The sequence below is a fragment of the Luteibacter rhizovicinus genome (assembly GCF_004342265.1).
Taxonomy (GTDB): Bacteria; Pseudomonadota; Gammaproteobacteria; order Xanthomonadales; family Rhodanobacteraceae; genus Luteibacter; species Luteibacter rhizovicinus_B.
This window is the reverse complement of sequence record NZ_SMCS01000013.1, coordinates 26,824-43,448: the sequence shown is the minus strand read 5'-3', so window position 1 is coordinate 43,448 and position 16,625 is coordinate 26,824. Positions and strand designations below refer to the sequence as shown.

The 16,625-nt window shown below is 61.0% G+C and carries 15 protein-coding genes and 1 other RNA gene; 9 read left to right on the top strand and 7 right to left on the bottom strand.

Features of this window, described 5'->3' with window-relative positions:
• Positions 1 to 212: 212 nt before the first annotated feature.
• A complete protein-coding gene (locus EC912_RS19120) occupies positions 213 to 2,480 on the bottom strand; it encodes a TonB-dependent receptor (RefSeq protein ID WP_132147658.1) in 2,268 nt (755 codons plus the stop codon).
• Between the two features lie 305 nt (positions 2,481 to 2,785).
• Here EC912_RS19120 and EC912_RS19115 point away from each other — a divergent pair, with 305 nt between their 5' ends.
• On the top strand, positions 2,786 to 4,192 hold the full coding sequence (locus EC912_RS19115; RefSeq protein WP_132147655.1) for a porin: 1,407 nt from the start codon (positions 2,786 to 2,788) through the stop codon (positions 4,190 to 4,192).
• A 123-nt stretch (positions 4,193 to 4,315) separates the two neighbouring features.
• Here EC912_RS19115 and EC912_RS19110 read toward each other — a convergent pair whose 3' ends face one another.
• The gene (locus EC912_RS19110) at positions 4,316 to 6,034 is read right to left on the bottom strand and encodes a M28 family metallopeptidase (protein ID WP_243649357.1); all 1,719 of its coding nucleotides are present in this window, start codon (positions 6,032 to 6,034) and stop codon (positions 4,316 to 4,318) included.
• A 114-nt stretch (positions 6,035 to 6,148) separates the two neighbouring features.
• Here EC912_RS19110 and EC912_RS19105 point away from each other — a divergent pair, with 114 nt between their 5' ends.
• The 3 genes from EC912_RS19105 (at position 6,149) to EC912_RS19095 (ending at position 10,115) form a co-directional block, all read left to right on the top strand.
• On the top strand, positions 6,149 to 7,507 hold the full coding sequence (locus EC912_RS19105) for an Hsp70 family protein (RefSeq protein ID WP_132147652.1): 1,359 nt from the start codon (positions 6,149 to 6,151) through the stop codon (positions 7,505 to 7,507).
• Positions 7,508 to 7,900: 393 nt separating this feature from the next.
• Entirely contained in the window at positions 7,901 to 8,893 is a 993-nt protein-coding gene (locus tag EC912_RS19100; RefSeq protein ID WP_132147649.1) for a helix-turn-helix domain-containing protein, read from the top strand.
• Positions 8,894 to 9,155: 262 nt separating this feature from the next.
• Positions 9,156 to 10,115 carry an LD-carboxypeptidase gene (locus tag EC912_RS19095; protein ID WP_132147646.1) on the top strand — a complete coding sequence of 320 codons (960 nt, stop codon included), beginning with the start codon at positions 9,156 to 9,158 and terminating at the stop codon, positions 10,113 to 10,115.
• An 89-nt stretch (positions 10,116 to 10,204) separates the two neighbouring features.
• Here EC912_RS19095 and EC912_RS19090 read toward each other — a convergent pair whose 3' ends face one another.
• The gene (locus EC912_RS19090) at positions 10,205 to 10,642 is read right to left on the bottom strand and encodes a MarR family winged helix-turn-helix transcriptional regulator (protein WP_207906899.1); all 438 of its coding nucleotides are present in this window, start codon (positions 10,640 to 10,642) and stop codon (positions 10,205 to 10,207) included.
• A 75-nt stretch (positions 10,643 to 10,717) separates the two neighbouring features.
• Between EC912_RS19090 and EC912_RS19085 the strand changes: the two genes are divergently transcribed.
• Both EC912_RS19085 and EC912_RS19080 read left to right on the top strand, forming a co-directional pair.
• A complete protein-coding gene (locus tag EC912_RS19085; protein ID WP_132147640.1) occupies positions 10,718 to 11,848 on the top strand; it encodes an FAD-dependent oxidoreductase in 1,131 nt (376 codons plus the stop codon).
• A 472-nt stretch (positions 11,849 to 12,320) separates the two neighbouring features.
• A complete protein-coding gene (locus EC912_RS19080; RefSeq protein WP_132147637.1) occupies positions 12,321 to 12,986 on the top strand; it encodes a dihydrofolate reductase family protein in 666 nt (221 codons plus the stop codon).
• A 236-nt stretch (positions 12,987 to 13,222) separates the two neighbouring features.
• Here EC912_RS19080 and EC912_RS19075 read toward each other — a convergent pair whose 3' ends face one another.
• Entirely contained in the window at positions 13,223 to 13,471 is a 249-nt protein-coding gene (locus EC912_RS19075) for a hypothetical protein (protein ID WP_132147634.1), read from the bottom strand.
• Positions 13,472 to 13,726: 255 nt separating this feature from the next.
• Positions 13,727 to 14,134 (bottom strand): ester cyclase, encoded by a 408-nt coding sequence (locus EC912_RS19070; protein ID WP_132147631.1) that lies wholly within the window; start codon positions 14,132 to 14,134, stop codon positions 13,727 to 13,729.
• Positions 14,135 to 14,291: 157 nt separating this feature from the next.
• On the opposite strand from EC912_RS19070, the gene EC912_RS19065 reads away from it, so the two are divergent.
• Complete coding sequence (locus tag EC912_RS19065; protein ID WP_132147628.1) at positions 14,292 to 14,525, top strand: hypothetical protein; 234 nt, start codon at positions 14,292 to 14,294, stop codon at positions 14,523 to 14,525.
• Positions 14,526 to 14,885: 360 nt separating this feature from the next.
• On the opposite strand, the gene ssrA is transcribed toward EC912_RS19065, so the two are convergent.
• Both ssrA and smpB read right to left on the bottom strand, forming a co-directional pair.
• Positions 14,886 to 15,239: a transfer-messenger RNA gene (gene ssrA, locus EC912_RS19060) on the bottom strand.
• Between the two features lie 81 nt (positions 15,240 to 15,320).
• Positions 15,321 to 15,821, bottom strand: a complete 501-nt coding sequence (gene smpB, locus EC912_RS19055; RefSeq protein ID WP_132147625.1) for an SsrA-binding protein SmpB — start codon at positions 15,819 to 15,821, stop codon at positions 15,321 to 15,323.
• A 95-nt stretch (positions 15,822 to 15,916) separates the two neighbouring features.
• Here smpB and EC912_RS19050 point away from each other — a divergent pair, with 95 nt between their 5' ends.
• Both EC912_RS19050 and EC912_RS19045 read left to right on the top strand, forming a co-directional pair.
• Entirely contained in the window at positions 15,917 to 16,345 is a 429-nt protein-coding gene (locus tag EC912_RS19050; RefSeq protein ID WP_132147622.1) for a type II toxin-antitoxin system RatA family toxin, read from the top strand.
• Positions 16,338 to 16,622 (top strand): RnfH family protein, encoded by a 285-nt coding sequence (locus EC912_RS19045; protein WP_132147619.1) that lies wholly within the window; start codon positions 16,338 to 16,340, stop codon positions 16,620 to 16,622. Before EC912_RS19050 ends, EC912_RS19045 begins: the two co-directional genes overlap by 8 nt.
• Positions 16,623 to 16,625 lie beyond the last annotated feature (3 nt).

Genomic DNA, 16,625 nt, shown 5'->3' with positions numbered 1-16,625 from the left:
CACCACTGGCTCGATGTCGTCGACCTGCGACTACCGCGATAAAGTGTCCACCATGTCCTGGCACACCTGTCCACGATGTCTCCGGTCCATACACGGGCGCCGGAATGACGATGAGGGAAGAATAACGGCGAGTAGGAGTGGGGTTTGTCGAACCCCGGACACAAAAAAAGGCCGGTCGCACGCGACCGGCCTTTTTGTTTTGCCCTATGCGATTACAGCTCCGCGCGGAACTCGATACCCACAACGCGCGGATCGTTCACGAACGCCGTACGGTTGTTGAAGTCGATGCCGCCGGTGATCACCTGCTTGCCCGTGATGTTGCGGCCGTACAGTGCGACTTCGCGCTTGCCGAAGTTCCAGTTGTAACCCACGCGCAGACCGCCTTCGAGGAACGCCTTGCTGCGGAACTCGGCCGAGTCGTACAGGAAGAAGTTCACTTCCGAGCGATAGTTCCAGTCGGTGTAGACGAAGAACTCGCCGCTATCGCCATACGGAATGCCGTAGCGCGCCGTGAACGTGCCAATCCACTTCGGCGCATTCGGCAGCGGGTTGCCGTCGATGATGGCGTTGCCGGTGCTGTTGAGCGGATCGAGGACGGTGCAACCGCCGCCGCAGGGTGCGACTGCCAGGTTGGGATCTTTCAGCTCAGTATGGTTGTAGCTGCCGCCGGCCGTGACGATGAGGTTCGGCGACAGGTAGGCCTCGAGGTCGAACTCGGCGCCGTAGCCTTCGGTCTTCTTCGCATTGATCAGCTGCGTGACGTTGGTGGCGCCGCCAACCGCGGTGAGCTGCTGGTTGTGCATGTTGTACTTGTACACGTCGGCGTTGAAGCGGACCTTGTTGTCGTCGCTGGTGGTTTTCACGCCCAGCTCGTACGAGGTGATCGTTTCCGGCTTCGCCGTCGAGATCGAGTTGCTGAAGTTGATGCGGCCCTGCACGCTGGGCGCACGGAAGCCGTTGGCGATGCGTGCGTAGACGTTGGTGTTCGCCGCCACCGCCCAGGTGCCGGTGAGGTCGCCACTCCAGCGTGCGTCGACCGGATCGGAGGTCAACGGACCCACCGGACCGGTGAAGCCCAGCGTGCGCGTGGCGGTGAAGTTGCGCTTGTCGTGCGAATAACGCGCGCCGGCACGGACATCGAACGTATCCGTGAAGCTGTAATCGGCCGAGCCGAAGATCGCCCACGCCTTCGTGCGCTGCGCCTGGCTGACGTCGCCATTCAGCACGTGGTTGTTGAGCGTGTCGTAGGAGAAGTTGCGGATCGCGATGTCTTCGTCGAAGTAGTACGTGCCGACCTGCCACTTCAGCTGGTTCGACGGATCGTTCGCAAGGCGGAATTCCTGCGTGATCTGGCGATCCTTCGGTAGCGCGTCCGCGGTTTCCGAATAGAACGGCGTGGTGTAGCGATTGCCCAGACCCGGCGTCGCGGGTGTTTCGGAGGCGTCGTAACCGCCATCGACGTCGCCGAGGCTGTACGTGGTGGCGCGCTCCAGGCCCGTGATCGACGTGAACGTCAGGTCGCCGAAGTGCCAGTTCATGTGCAGGTTGCTGCCCCACGTGAACAGGTGCTGGCGGTTGTTGCCGTCCTGCGCGACGGTCTCGCGGTCAAAACCGGGCACGAAGCTGGGGCCGCCGAGTTCGATGGCGTTGGCGCGGTTGACCATGGCGCTGCCGTCGAGCCAGCGGGCATGGACATTGATCAGCGCATCGAACGTTTCGCTGGCCTTGTACAGCGCCTGCAGGCGAATGGCGCGGTCGTTGTAACCGCCCAGCGCATTCTTCTCGCCGGTATAGGCGTTGTCGATCCAGCCATCGCGATGCTGGGCCAGTGCGGACACGCGCGCGGACCAGTTCGGGCTGAGCGCGCCGCCAAGGGCGGCTTCGGCGTTGGCGGTGCCCAGCGAGCCGTACGAAACGCGCGCATAGCCCGTGGTTTCCTGCGTCGGTTTGCGCGATTCGAACTTGATGACGCCGGCGGGCGAGTTACGGCCGAACAGCGTGCCCTGCGGACCGCGCAACACTTCGACCTGTTCCAGATCGAACAGCGGGAAGCCCTTCAGGATCGGATTTTCCTGGACGATGTCGTCAAAGACCATCGATACCGGTTGCGAGGCGTTGAGGTCGAAATCGCTGTTGCCCAGGCCGCGGATATAGAAGCGCGGGAACTCGCGACCGTAAGACGTTTCGGCGTAGACGCTGGGCGCTCGCGATGCGAGCTGAAGCACGCCGTCACCGGCCTGGCCGAAAGCTTCGAGCTTTTCGGCAGGGAGCACCGTCATGGAGATCGGCACTTTCTGCATGTCTTCGACACGCTTTTCGGCGGTGACGTTGATCGTCTGCAGCGTTGCCGTTTTCGGCGGCGGGGTGCCGGTGTTTTCGGCGGGAGCATTCTGCGCGACGGCGGAGCCGGCAGCGAGAACGGCGGCGATGTGCAGGGCAATGGCAAGACGTCGCGGCGTCCGCGTGTTCCCGAAGGTCATAGTCGTAAGTTCCCGATTGGCTTGGAGGTCGTGGAGCGCGATAGGCGCGGTTATTGACCGGCCACCCCTTGAACGCCGTTCCCCTGGCTGCGCGCTGGCGGAACGGATTATCCCCCGGCATCGCTACGTTACGAAAGTGTTGCGCTGCGGCAACGAAAAGGTTACTGCCCGGCCCGGGTCTGTCATCCCGTCGAAATATTGGCCGGTTAACGTCGCGCCGCTCTCGGGCGATAAGTGCGCGTTGACATCTATTGATGCCTTTATCGCCGACGTTTGAGTATTTTCTCAAAATGATGAGGTTAGGGATGAAGAAGCGAGCGCTGGCTACCGCCATGTGGGGAATGTGTGCCTCGGCTACTGCCGAGACTGCGCCCCAGGCGGCTCTGGAGCTGTACGTCGATACTAAAACGCAGCAGATTTACGCCGAGCCGGGTCCGGGCAGGCAGAAACTGGGGCGTTTTGTTCGCGCGGAAGAGGGCGCCACGGCAGGCGTGACCGCGACGCAGTCCGCGACGGCCGTTTCCGCGACCCCGGTCGCCGTCGTTGCGGCGCCCGTCGCGTCTTCCGTGAAAAGCAGCAAGTGGTATGACCGCATCGGCCTTCGCGGATACGTACAGATGCGTTACAACCAGGAAGCTGGCGGCGACGCCAAGGATTTGCGAGCGCCGGGCGACAAGTTCATCGGCAAGGACCAGGGCTTCGGCATCCGTCGCGCACGCGTGGTACTGAGTGGCGATGTCTCCGATCGCATGTCGATCTACCTGCAGCCCGATCTGGCCAGCACGCCTACCGGTTCAAGCACGACGAATTTCGCGCAGCTGCGCGATGCGTATGCGGACATCTATTTCGATAAGGCGAAGACCTTCCGCGTGCGTGCCGGACAGTCGAAGGTGCCTTACGGTTGGGAGGATCTGCAGTCGAGCCAGAACCGTCTGGCGATGGATCGTGCCGATGCGCTCAACTCGGCGGTGCGCGACGAACGCGATCTGGGTCTGTTCTTCTATTACTCCCCGGGCGTGGCGGCGGAACGTTTCTCGTACCTGCAGAAGTCGGGCCTTAAAGGTTCGGGCGATTACGGCGTCGTCGGTCTCGGTTTCTACAACGGACAGGGCGCCAATCGCCCCGACCGCAACGACCAGCTGCACACGGTGCTGCATCTGACCTATCCGTTCAAATTCGCGAACGGGCAATACCTTGAAGTGGGTGCCGACGCGTATGCCGGCCGTTACAAGGTCGCGTCGCCGACATCGGTTTCCATCGGCGGATCGACGTTTACGCCGTCCGTCAATGCGCCTGCCGAGGGGTCGGTCGACCGCCGTGTCGCCGCCCACGTTATCTACTACCCGCAGCCGTTCGGCTTTCAGGCGGAGTGGACGGTGGGGCGCGGTCCCGAGCTGGATGTCGCGCGCAAGACGATCCGCACGAAGTCGCTACGCGGTGGCTATGCGCAGGTCATGTACAAGTTCGACGGCGAGTTCGGTTCGCTGATGCCGTACGTGAAGTGGCAGACGTATCGCGGCGGTTCGAAATTCGATACCAATGCACCGCGGATGCTGGTGGACGAACTCGATGTCGGCGTGGAGTGGCAGCCGGTGAAGGAAGTGGAGATCGCGGTGGCGTACGCGAATATGCGCCGCACGGATGTCACCACGGCGCCGTATGCGCGAGTGGATGGCAATCTGATTCGGTTGCAGTTGCAGTTGAATTATTGATGTGGAGCTAGCGAGGCCTCTGTAGGAGCGCGCCTGCGCGCGAAAGCCAGTGTGCCGATTCGCAATTGCCAGGCGATATCGCACATGTGTTTTCGCGCGCAGGCGCGCTCCTACAGATAAGGGTCAGTGCTTCATGCTTTTTTCGCGGGCCGTGCGGAACTCGCTGGTTTCGCGCCATTTCGGAAACACGTCGCTATTGGCGAGCGTTTCGCCCAGCTCATAGAACGCCTTCACGTTCTGCGTCACTCCCGTGAAATCCCAGCGCGAATCGTAAACGTCGGTCGGCTGGTGGTAATGATTCTTCACGTAATCCTCGGCAGCGGCTTCGCCCGCCGCCTTGCCGCCCTGGATCATGTCGACACCGCCGTTCGCGGCCAGCGCGGGTACGCCGGCCTTGGCGAAATTGAAATGATCGGAACGGAAGTAGTGGCCTTTCTCCGGTGAGGCGTCGCCGCTGATCGTGCGATTGTCCTTGGCCAGCACCTCCTTGAACGTGTCTTCGAGATCGCTCTGGCCGAGTCCGACCACTTCCATATCGTGGGTGGGTCCGGTGATGGGGAGCGCATCCATGTTGATGTCGGCCACGGTCTTGTCGAGCGGGAAGGGCGGGTGGGCGACGTAGTATTTCGAGCCCAGCAGGCCGGATTCCTCCATCGTTACCGCCGCGAAGATGACGCTGCGTTCCGGTTGCTCGCCGGCAAACTTGCCCGCGATTTCCAGCAGAGCGGCGATACCCGTGCCGTTGTCCACGGCACCGTTGTAGATCTGGTGACCTTTCAGCGAAGGATCTTTGCCCAGGTGGTCCCAGTGCGCGGTATAGATGACGGCCTCGTCCGGCCGCTTGCTGCCCTTGATCATGGCGACGACGTTGTTGCTGGTTGCGTGGGCGATCGCGCTGTCGAGTTTGATGGACGCCTTTGCGTCCAGAGGAACAGCCTTGAAACCGCGCACGTCGGCCTGTTTGGCCAGTGCATCGAAATCCTTACCGGCTTTGGCGAACAGACGTTGTGCCGCTTCATGGGTAAGCCAGCCGGCGACAGCCAGGCGCGGTGCGGGGTCCTCGCGTTCGGGCAGGTCCAGGCGTGGCGTGCTCCAGCTCGACTGGACCACGTTCCAGCCATAAGCTGCCGGTTCGGTCTGGTGGACGATGAATGCCGCCGCGGCGCCCTGGCGGGCTGCCTCTTCGAATTTGTATGTCCAGCGGCCGTAGTAGGTCATCTCCCGGCCCTTGAACAGACTGGCATCGCTGCCATTCCAGCCGGGGTCGTTCACCAGGATGACGACGGTTTTGCCCTTGACGTCGATGCCGTCGAAGTCGTTCCAGTTGGCTTCCGGCGCGTCGACGCCGTAGCCGACGAAGACCACGTCCGAATCCTTCAGTTCTACCTCGGGTTTGGCCTGCAAGGTACCCACGACCATCTCGGAGCCGAAGACAAACGCCTCGTTCGTGCCGCCTTCGGCGACGTTGAGTTTCAGGGTGTCCTGTCCCTGCAGCGCGGTCGATACCACCGGCACAGCCTGGAACCAGTCGCCCTTGTTTCCCGGCATCAGGCCCAGTCGTTTGAACTCTTCCACGAGGTAATGCGTGGTCAGGCGCTCTCCGAGCGTGCCGGGTTTACGCCCCTCGTATTCGTCCGATGAAATCGTGCGCAGATGGGCAGCGAAGTCGTCGGCCGTGATCTCGGGCGAGAACGTATGCGGCTCGTTGCTCACCGCCGGCATGGGCGGGGGCGGGGAGGTCGAGGATTTTGCCGGTGCGCTGGCGGTTGTTTCTTCGTCGTGCGACTGGCAGCCGCCGAGGACAAGTAGGGCGATGGTCGAGGCGAGGACTAGTCGGCGCATTCGGGAGCTCGCTGCTTAGGGTTTCGTCGAGTGTAGTCAAGTCCGCCATTCCCCGCACTGGCCTCGCGCTACCGGTTAAGCCACAATATCCGGTTCCCCAGAGCCCCTTTCCCCATGCGCATCGGTATCGACTTCGGAACCAGCTATTCCGCCGCGGCCGCCATCATCGATGGCGACCTGAGGCTGGTGCGCTTCGGCGACGCGCGGCAGTTCCGGACGGCCGTGTTTTTCCCGGAGGTCGTGCCCAACGTCGAGGACTTCGTGCTGACGCCTGTGCTGGAAGCGCAGGTGGATGCGATCGTGCGCGCATCGCGCGCCGACGAGCGGCAGGCCGGTTTGCCTGCGCGCCCGGAAATGCAGCTGCACCGGGAAGCTGTGCGTATTGTGCGTCGTCAGTGGATGGAGGAGCAGACCCGCGCGGTATCGGCGTCGGTGGCGAGCTTCCAGGACGCGATGTTCGGCGAGGACGCCGTCGATGCGTATCTGGAAGAAGGCACGGGAAATCTGATCGAATCGCCGAAATCGATGTTCGGCTACAAGCTCGATCCGCGCGTTCGCAAAACGATCGTCAGCATCGCCGCGCACATCCTGGAACATATCCGCCTTACCGCCACCCAGCAGTTCGGCGTGCCCGTACGCGAGGCCGTGATTGGCCGTCCGGTCGAATTCCGTAGCTCGATGGGGCCGGCCGGTGGCGAACAGGCGCTTGGCATCCTTCGCGAAGCGGCCGACATCGCGGGCTTCGACGCCGTAACGTTCCTGGAAGAGCCGGCCGCGGCAGCGATGGCTTACCACATGGAACTGACCGACCGGCAGCGCGCCGTGATCGTCGACATCGGCGGCGGCACGACGGACGTCGCTTACGCGGAGCTGGGCGGCGGTATCGCGCCCATCGTCCACCGCAGTTGGGGCCTGCCGCGCGGCGGTACGGACCTGGACATTGGCGTAAGCCTGCACAGTTTCATGCCGCACTTCGGCAAGGACTTGTCGGGTGTACCGGTGCATCACTTCGTCGAAGCGGCCAGCGTGCACAACCTTCCGAAACAGCGTGAATTCCGCAAGCAGGATTACCGTCTGGTCGACGAACCCTTTGGTGCGCGTCTGCGCGCGCTCCAGTCGACAGGTGCGACCACGCGCCTGAATCAGTCGGCCGAACGCATGAAGATCGATCTCAGCTCCGCCCCGACGGCGTCGGCCACGCTCGACTTCATCGAAGCGGATCTCACCATCGAAGCGAACGACGCGGATTTCCAGGCGGCATCGGACGATTTCCTCGATCGCATGCAGCGCCTGCTCGAGGAAACCCGCAACGATCTGCCCGAGGCTCCGGGCAGCATCTTCCTTACCGGCGGTACGTCCCGTTCTCCTCAGGTCCAGGCACGCGTGCGGACGAGTTTTCCAGGTATCTCCGTGGTCCATGGCGACCCCTCCCTGGGCGTGGTTTCCGGTCTGGCGCGCGCCGCGCTAGGGTAATGGCGGGCAGTAGTTCTACTTAAACCCGCCATACTTTCGTTACGCAAAACCGGCAAATTCACACTGCATTGCTCTATTTGCGTCATATACATGACCAAACGGCTCGACATGGCGTGAAATTCGCCTATGGGGTTGCGCATATGCAGGGTAAATACCGTATCGCGCGACCGCGCTCGAACGGTCTTCTCACGGGAAGGGGGTATCCAGTGATAAGCGAGTTCCTATTTTCTTCGATCACCTTTACCAGGACGGCCGCCGGGCTGCGAACGCGAGTGCGTGTCGTTCCAGTCCGTTTTGTCAGACGAAGGTCGTCCGAGCCTCCCGTCGCGGTGCGATTCCATAGCAACTGACTTCAGACTAACGTCACTAGGGATCGCCCAAGGAGAGACGGCAATGTCGATAAAGTCCGACAAGCAGGGGTTGGACAGGTGGGAAGAATTCGATCTGGTCACCCTGGGGTCAGCCCTCAGGTTCTGCGATGTGGATCTGCTGATGCTCAATCCGGCACGACCACGCGCGACGATCGCATCGGCTATGTGCGATGCGGCGTATTACATGACTCTGGACCTGGGTTTCGATGTGCGCGGCAGCTTCACGGTGCCGGAAGACTGGTGCCTGCTCGCCTACGTCCATCACGCGTCCGAACGTAGCTGGTGCCAGGGAGTCAGCGTGGACCCGGACATGGCGGTGACGCTTCTGCCCGGCGTGTCCACCGACTTCATGTTCGAGCGTGGCGCGCGGGTGACGCTGGTGCTGGTCCCGGCATCGCGGTTTCGCGCATGCTTCGCGGCACGGGGAGAAGGCGATCCCGAGGCCAGCTCGCAGCGCCTGCGCCTGTTCTGTTCGCGTTCGCCCGAACTGGCCAAGGCATACGAGCAAATCCGGGACGAACTGCCGTGGGATGGAGGAGCGGTACTCGGACCGGTCGACGATCTGGTAAACCGGCATATCGCCGCCGCGATGGCCTCGACATCGGAAGATCGCCCGATGTCGTCGCGAGGCCGGCGTGCGCACTATCTGGTGTTGCGTCGTGCGGAGCGCTTCATGCGTGCCAACCTGCGTCGGGATATCTATGCGCAGGAGCTTTGCCAGGCCGCCGGCGCCAGCGAACGCGGTCTGCGCTATGCCTTCGACGATCTGCTCGGCGTACCGCCCAACCGCTATCTGGCCATGCTTCGACTTTGTGTCGCACACCGCAGTCTCGTGACGGCGGAGGCCGGGCGTCGTTCGGTCAAGTCGGTCGCGTTGAGTTGCGGCATGTGGGATCTCTCGCGGTTCGCCGAAAAGTATCGGCACATGTTCGGCGAGCAGCCACGCGAAACGCTTACGCGCGCGACACAGCCTTCGGACGATCTCTCGCTGGTGGACGAATACGACGGCTGGTAGCCGTCGTATTCACGCGCTGCCGAAAACGGCCGTTGCTTTGCCGGAAACGCTTCGTGCGTTGCCGTTTGCGGTGATCGCGCCACCCGCTATTGTCTTCTAATCGACCCTGGGCCCGCCGTATTCCATCGGAGCCGGGCCTTTCGGCGCGCCGTTCGCTGGGGGTCGCATCATGGTTATCGCAAAAATACCGAATTTCGCGAATTTCGGTTGCCTTGTGGATGGAGGAAGCGTATTGGTTAGCCCATCCAGCCACAGGGTCCCTATGCCAAAACGATTCGACATTCGGATCATTGCGCCATCCGGTTATGCGGAGGACCGCGCGGCTTGTCAGCGTGCCATCGAACGCCTGGAAGCTGCAGGACACAAGGTATCCGGCGGGGATATCGTGGATCGTATCGACCTGCGTTTCGCGGGAAACGACGAGCAGCGCGCCTCGGATATCAACGCGATCGCCGATCCGGATCGCCCCGTCCCCGACATATTTCTGGCCGCCCACGGTGGCTATGGCGCCATCGCAATCCTCGACCGGCTGGACTATCGGGGCATTCGCGAACGCCTGCTCGAAACGTCGACCGTTCTCGTGGGGCACGGCGATTTCACCGTCCTGCAGGCGGCGCTGTATGCCCGCTGCGGTCTGACGAGCATGCATGGTCCGATGCTGGCGAGCGATTTCGGTGCGGGTTTTCTTCGCGATTCCACGTGGCGGCATTTCTGGCATACCGTGCAATCGCCAACGACCCATGTTGCGTGGCAGGTGCCCGACGATGTCGACGACGTCCAGGTGGAAGGCACGCTTTGGGGCGGCAACCTGTCGGCGATATGCAGCCTTCTGGGTACGTCGTACTTTCCATGTATCGACGATGGCATCCTGTTCATCGAAGAATCGGGCGAGCATGCTTTTCGCATCGAGCGTATGCTTTTCGAACTGAAACTCGCCGGCGTTCTCGATGCGCAGCGCGCGATCATCGTCGGCAGTCTCGGTGGGCAACGTATCAGTGAGTACGACAACGGCTACGACACCGATCATGCGCTGCGCCGCGCGGTGCAAGGCACGTTAACCCCGTTGCTTCGCGGCATTTCGATCGGACATGGCATGGACAAAGTCACGTTGCCCTTCGGCGGACGCGCGGCGCTGGAAGTGATCGATGGCACGGCATCGCTGGAAGTATCGCGCTACCGATACGCAGACCAGGCCTCTGCGCCGCGTGCCATGTCGACCTGAGTTTCGTTGCAAAAGATCGGGCGCTGCTTCAGCGGATCACGCGCATTCGGCGAGTTCGTGTTCCAGTGCGTGCTGAACCAGCTAATCGGTCAGCTTGGGCTATCGAGGTTCGCTATCACCTTTTCGAGTAGCGACACCAGGGTATCGCGTTCTTCGTCCGTGAATCCCTTTAGGGCCTCCGCGTTGCCGCGTACGAGCTCTTTGTGCGCCTTGGGTAGCAGAGCCTTCGCGGCCGGGGTGAGGCTTACGAAGCTACTCCGTCGATCGGCGGGATCGGGCGTCCGTTCGACGAGCCCATCTCGTTCCATACGGGAGAGAAGCTGCGCCATGGTCGGTTGCTCTACCTGGATGAGTGCCGCGAGCGAGGCCTGTGTCCTGGGTAGTCCATCCTTCAGTGTGCCCAGCACGGGTAGTTGGGCCGCACTGATGCCAAGAGCGCGCAGGCGCGGTTCGCCTCGGCGGAGAAGGAGCCGGGAAGCGCGATTGATGAAGTGTCCCGCGAGGGATGAAAGCGGTGGTTCCGACACGATCCGTCTCCGATACATTGCATCCTATGTAAAAAGATAGGATGCTATGCATATCATACTGTGGGAGTGGGCTTCGTGGCGCAATCGTTACGTATCGGGATCGTCGGCGCGGGACCCGCGGGCCTTACATTGGCGCGCGTGCTTCAGGAGCGCGGCATCCGTGCATCGGTATTCGAGGCCGAGCTTTCGACCTCGCATCGCACGCAGGGCGGATCGCTCGACATGCACGCGGAGTCCGGCCAACGTGCACTGCAAATCGCCGGCCTGTATGGGGCGTTTGGCGACATCGCACGATACGAGGATCAGGGCTCCCGCGTGTACGACCGTTCCGGCGCGCTGCTGTTCGACGAACAGGAAGACGGCGATCGGCCGGAAGTCGATCGGGGCATATTGCGCGACCTGCTTCTGGCATCGCTCGCGCCCGATACGGTGCAATGGGGTATGCGTGTGTCGTCGGTACAGTGCGTCGACGATGGGTTCGAGTTGACGTTCGTCGAGGGACAAACCGCGCGATTCGATGTGGTCGTCGGTACGGACGGCGCGTGGTCGCGCACGCGTGCACAGCTTTCACCGATCTTGCCGTTTTACACCGGCGTGCTCTTCGTTGAACTCGGCATCGACGATGTCGATCGCCAACATCCCGACATCGCGAACCTTGTGGGGCGCGGCAAAATATTCGCGCTTGGCGACGAGAAAGGCCTTATCGCACAGCGCAATGCCAACGGCCATGTTCGCGTCTATGCGGCATTGAAGGTGCCCGAAGACTGGGGGCGCGAGTCGCAGTCGGCGGCAGACGAATCCAAAAGCTTGCGCGATCAACTGCTGGCCGAATTCGAGTCATGGGATGCGTCGCTGTTGTCCCTCATCGGCCCGGCCGCGACGCATCTGGCGTTCCGTCCGCTATGGTCCTTGCCGCCCGGGCATCGTTGGCCGCACCAGAAGGGCATCACTGTCATCGGCGATGCCGCGCATCTTATGACGCCTTTCGGCGGCGAAGGCGCGAATCTGGCGATGCTCGACGCCGCCGAACTCGGACTGGCTCTGGCATCGGGCGACGACTGGCCCCGTGCTGTCGAGCAATTCGAAGAAACGATGTGGACGCGTGCGGAAGGTGCCGCTCGCGGAGCGCTTGAAGGACTGAACGAGGCGATGTCGATCGACGGTCGCGAGCGGGTGCTCGCGCATATGCATTCACACGAGGCCTGATCGTTTTTGCACCGTCGCAGCACGGTCTTTCCGATGCCTCGTGCACGCGCCTGAATGCAGTTTTCGCGTGGTTTTTCTTGGTGCAAGTCGCAAACAAGATGCGCTCCGCACCAAGCGACATGAGTGCACCCGTCAAGGAGGCCGCCGATACGTTGCCACTCGTCGCGATCCAGACGTTGTTGCGCATGCAGTAAGTGGGCGAATGCTTCGCCCGGTGAGTGGCGTTGAAGGCCCAGCCCTGGTCGAAGCGAGTCATGTGACAGGGCGGCAGCTCTCCCATATGACCAAGGATCAACCTGGCCTTCGGATAGTCGGATATCAATCCCAGGTCGGATCCACCGCGGGTCCTCTGATCTCGCGCCTCGGATCGTGTCGAAATGTGCTCCCGCCGTTCGTCGTAGTTCTGTAAAGAGGCAAAAATGGACATTGGCATCCTGGTTCTACCCACCATCGCAAGGGTTAAGGAGGAATTATGGCTACCTCAACGGCGACAAAGAGAAAGCTGGTATTGAAGATGTCCGTCTCGCTGGATGGCTTTGTCTGTGGACCGAACGGCGAGATTGACTGGATATTCCGGACATCGGGAGGAGCCGATTCCACCGAATGGGTTCTCAATACGCTTAGCGAAGCCAGCGTGCACATCATGGGAAGCCGTAGCTATTACGACATGGCAGCGTTCTGGCCCTTTTCGGACATGCCGATCGCGCCTCCGATGAACGACATCCCCAAGGTCATTTTTTCGAGGAAAGGGATCAAGGACGGCCCACAGGTGGAACGGACGACGCAGGCGCTCGCCGAAGCAAAAGCTCGCAATGCGGAGCGGCATGGCGTCACGCCGACAGCGGCGGTCCTGCAGTCCTGGGCCGAACCCACGGTGGCAAGCGGCGATCTCGTGGAGGAAGTTCTCCGACTGAAGGAACAGCCGGGCAATTTCATTCTTGCGCATGGAGGCGCCCGGTTCGCCCAAAGCCTCGTTGCCTCTGGCCTCATTGACGAATATCGACTGGGCATTCATCCGGTTGTGCTGGGCCAAGGCCAGCCGTTGTTCTCCGAACTGCGCAGCCCTGTTGATCTGCGCCTGATCAGCACGACCCCCTTCGCTTCGGGCGTCGTGGCAGCTGTCTACCAGCCGGCATGAATCGTCCGCGCGGACGACGAGACATGACGTGAGACACGATGGCAGGAAGCCACGTATGACGGATCGATCCGGCACGAATGCCATCGTGCTGACCCGGGTCGAAGCATGAAAAAGGGCAGGCCTACCCGATGAAACGGGAAGGCCTGCCCTTTAGGTCACTTGGCGATTAAGCCGAGAGTACGTGTAGCCATCCGGCATTGAAGGCGCTGATCAGCCATCTCAACAGGACGCGTTGCTCAAGCGGGTACGCAGCGCCAGGTGGCCTTGCCGTTGATTACGCCGACGAATTGAGCCACTTGCCCATCTGGACACACCGGCGCGTTGCTATAGCCGCCCTGGTTCGGATCCCGGTGGTCGCCTATCCCGCTGGCGTTCGCAGATACGGCTGCCGCAATCAAAACGAAACCAGCGAATATGATCTTCATATCGACATTCTCCCTTTTGGTGAGCACGATTTGATAAGCACTACCAGTGGAAATCCACATTTACCAAACGTGGATATCGTTGCTGTCTATACACTTTGTCGAACGGGCTTGCAACCGAGGCGTGCCAGCAGAGAGAGCGGGCTGGGCTCCCTCCTGCCCGATGAAACGGGGAGGCCTGTTGTCCATAACATCACTTGCCGTTATTGCGCATGGACATGCAAAAAAGATCAGCATGATTTATCGCTTAGCGATAAATCATGCTGATCTTTTTTCTGGAGCTAATTTGGGGTGCCTCGTGCACGTGCCTGGACGCAGTCAGCGCTTGGTTTTTCTCAGCGCGAGTTGACCTTCGATGGCCGCTTTGTCTATGACCGACCACACCTTGCGGATCTTCTCCTGGCGGAACTCGTAGAACACATTCTCGGCGAACGAAACTTGCTGGCCGTTGACGTCGAGACCGAGGAACTGGCCCTTCGGAGTGCAGTTGAAATCAAGACGAGCAGCAACAAAAGGCGGTTCGGAAACCAGCAATTGAATGTCGAAGCGGAGATCGGGGATCTTAAGGAAATCGCGTTCCAGCATCTCGCGATACCCGGATAGCCCGATGGGCTCGCCGTTGTATTGGACATCCTCACGAACGAAGTAGCCCAGCCGCGACCATTCCTGTGTGTTGAGGCAAGCGATATAGGCGCGATAAGCGTCGGCGAGGTCGGTTATGTTCATGTGACTTGCCCATGGGTGCCTTGCATGGGCAGAAGCTTACCCGGGGTGACTCTCCATCGATTGAAAATACACAGGCGCGAAGAAACGTACATAATTGCGCGCAGTGTGTCAGGGGGACACGCTCGTGCCGGGGTATTCCGGTAATCAGGGGGATCGTATGAAGCAGATAAAGGTGTTGGCGGCGCTGATCGCTATAACCGCGCTCGCCAGTGTTCCTGCTTTGGCGTTGGCCAAGGGGCATAGTGGCGGCTCTTCCCGCGTTCACTATTCGGGCGCGCACCACAGCGAAAGTCACGGCGGACGCTATTCCAGCGGTTCCGGTTCCTCGCATCGCGGTGGCAGCTACCGGAATACGCACACCAGCAATCACTACGGTAAGCACGGTCGCTGAGATCGGGTGACGATAGGTCATTGCTTCAGTTGCCGCGGGGTGCGATGAAGCTCATGTAGTAGGCAGAAAAAAGGCCGGAACCTCTATCAGTGATTCGGCCCTCATTTTTTGATGGTGTCGGCAAGAAACGGGCAGAGTGCTTTTCGCCGAAACTTAACCACTACGACCCCTTTAATCCGAAGCAGTGATATGCACAAGCCTGGTCGCACACGGTCCAACTGGATCAAACAGAACGGGAACGAGGCGGTTGGAAGGCCGCTGTACGCGTAGCCGCAACACTGCGTTGCTCGGTGTCACTCATGGGCCTCTACGTTGTCCAAAGAAAAAGCCCCGGCTGTTTCCAGTCGGGGCTTTTCTTATTGGTGGAGGTGGCGGGAGTCGAACCCGCGTCCGAAGGCGTTTAATCCCCGGATCTACATGCTTAGCTCACCGTTGGATCTCGTTTGCCGACAGCACGGCGTGCTAAGCGCGCCGGCAAACCAGACTGCTAATTCTTGCCTAAGACCCACAGTCAGAAGTCTTCGGCGATCCCGTGATAGTGACCCTACACCGACAAGCACGAGCACAAGTGGGTTCGGGGCTTACGCCTTAAGCGGCGAGAGCGTAGTTGTCGTCGTTGGCAACTATAAGTTTGCTGCTGGATTAACGAGGAAAGCTGCCCCCTCGGCATGCACCAAGCAATCGCACTACCCCCGTCGAAGCCAGAACACCCCCGAGGAGAAAGCTAATGAAAGCCTGCGACAGTATATGGGGTCGGTTGCGCGATAGCCAATGGAATGCGCGAAACCGACCTCACTAGCCAAGCTTGTTGTGTGCGCGCATGACGCGCTGCTTGTCCCGGCTCCACTCGCGTTCCTTTTCGGAATCGCGCTTGTCGTGGTCCTGTTTACCGCGGGCGAGGCCGATTTCGACCTTTACCTTGTTGTTCTTCCAGTACATCGCTGTGGGAACGAGGGTGTAGCCCTTGCGTTCGACGGCGCCGATCAGGCGGTCGATTTCCTCGCGATGCAGTAGCAGCTTGCGGGTGCGCCGGTCTTCCGCGATGACGTGGGTCGACGCGCTGATCAGCGGCGGGATGGATGCGCCGATGAGGAAGATTTCACCATGTTGCACAATGGCATAGCAGCCATCGCCGAAGTTGATTCGACCTGCCCGCAAGGCCTTCAGTTCCCAGCCCTGGAGGGCGATGCCGGCCTCGTAGCGCTGGTCGATGTGGTATTCGTGGCGTGCGCGTTTATTCAGCGCGATGGTGCCGCCGCCGTCCTTTTCGGTGTCCTTTGCTTTTGCTTTTGCCATGTCCGTTAAAATCGGGGAATCGAGTCGTTGATACAAGGCCGGTCAGTCCATCGGCCGGATGATGAAGCTTTGAAGCGCGCCAAGACGAGGTATTCGTGATTCAGATTCGCCGTAGCGCACTGGTGCCGTACACGCCGGCGCAGATGTTCGACCTGGTCAACGATGTGGAAGCATACCCAAAGCGCTTTGCCTGGTGTGACGCCGCCCATGTAATCGAGCGCGACGGCAACGTACTCGTCGCCCGCCTCGACCTGAAATTCGCGGGTTTGCGTCAGAGCTTTACGACGCGCAACGTCGCCGAGCGTCCGGAGCGAATGACCATGAAATTCGTGGAAGGCCCGTTCAAATCGCTGGACGGCGTGTTCGGCTTCCATCCGTTGGGAGCATCCGGTTGCAAGGTTTCGCTGGAGCTGGATTTCGAATACTCGGGCCTGGGCGGCTCGGTGCTGAAACTCGGATTCCAGGGACTGGCGAACCGGATGGTCGACGACTTCTGCGACGAGGCTCGCCGAACCTATGGCTGATCGTCTCGCCATCGAAGTGGCTTACGCGGGGCCGGAAGGGCAGGTGATCGTTCCCCTGAGCGTACCTGCCGGTACGACCGTGGGCCAGGCCGTCGAACTGGCCCGGGCGTCGGGACTTCCTCTGGCGCTGTCGGTGGACCCGGATCGTCTGGGGATTTTCTCCCGACGGGTCGACGTCACGCGCTTGCTGGAACAGGGGGACCGTGTCGAGATCTATCGTCCGCTGACGATAGATCCCATGGATGCGAGAAGGCGCCGCGCATCGCGCGGCGCCTGATCG

Bases quoted from the DNA above. Each gene is read 5' to 3' on its own strand.
- EC912_RS19120 (WP_132147658.1), bottom strand. From the start codon at position 2,480: ATGACCTTCGGGAACACGCGGACGCCGCGACGTCTTGCCATTGCCCTG.
- EC912_RS19115 (WP_132147655.1), top strand. From the start codon at position 2,786: ATGAAGAAGCGAGCGCTGGCTACCGCCATGTGGGGAATGTGTGCCTCG.
- EC912_RS19110 (WP_243649357.1), bottom strand. From the start codon at position 6,034: ATGCGCCGACTAGTCCTCGCCTCGACCATCGCCCTACTTGTCCTCGGC.
- EC912_RS19105 (WP_132147652.1), top strand. From the start codon at position 6,149: ATGCGCATCGGTATCGACTTCGGAACCAGCTATTCCGCCGCGGCCGCC.
- EC912_RS19100 (WP_132147649.1), top strand. From the start codon at position 7,901: ATGTCGATAAAGTCCGACAAGCAGGGGTTGGACAGGTGGGAAGAATTC.
- EC912_RS19095 (WP_132147646.1), top strand. From the start codon at position 9,156: ATGCCAAAACGATTCGACATTCGGATCATTGCGCCATCCGGTTATGCG.
- EC912_RS19080 (WP_132147637.1), top strand. From the start codon at position 12,321: ATGGCTACCTCAACGGCGACAAAGAGAAAGCTGGTATTGAAGATGTCC.
- EC912_RS19075 (WP_132147634.1), bottom strand. From the start codon at position 13,471: ATGTGGATTTCCACTGGTAGTGCTTATCAAATCGTGCTCACCAAAAGG.
- EC912_RS19070 (WP_132147631.1), bottom strand. From the start codon at position 14,134: ATGAACATAACCGACCTCGCCGACGCTTATCGCGCCTATATCGCTTGC.
- EC912_RS19065 (WP_132147628.1), top strand. From the start codon at position 14,292: ATGAAGCAGATAAAGGTGTTGGCGGCGCTGATCGCTATAACCGCGCTC.
- smpB (WP_132147625.1), bottom strand. From the start codon at position 15,821: ATGGCAAAAGCAAAAGCAAAGGACACCGAAAAGGACGGCGGCGGCACC.
- EC912_RS19045 (WP_132147619.1), top strand. From the start codon at position 16,338: ATGGCTGATCGTCTCGCCATCGAAGTGGCTTACGCGGGGCCGGAAGGG.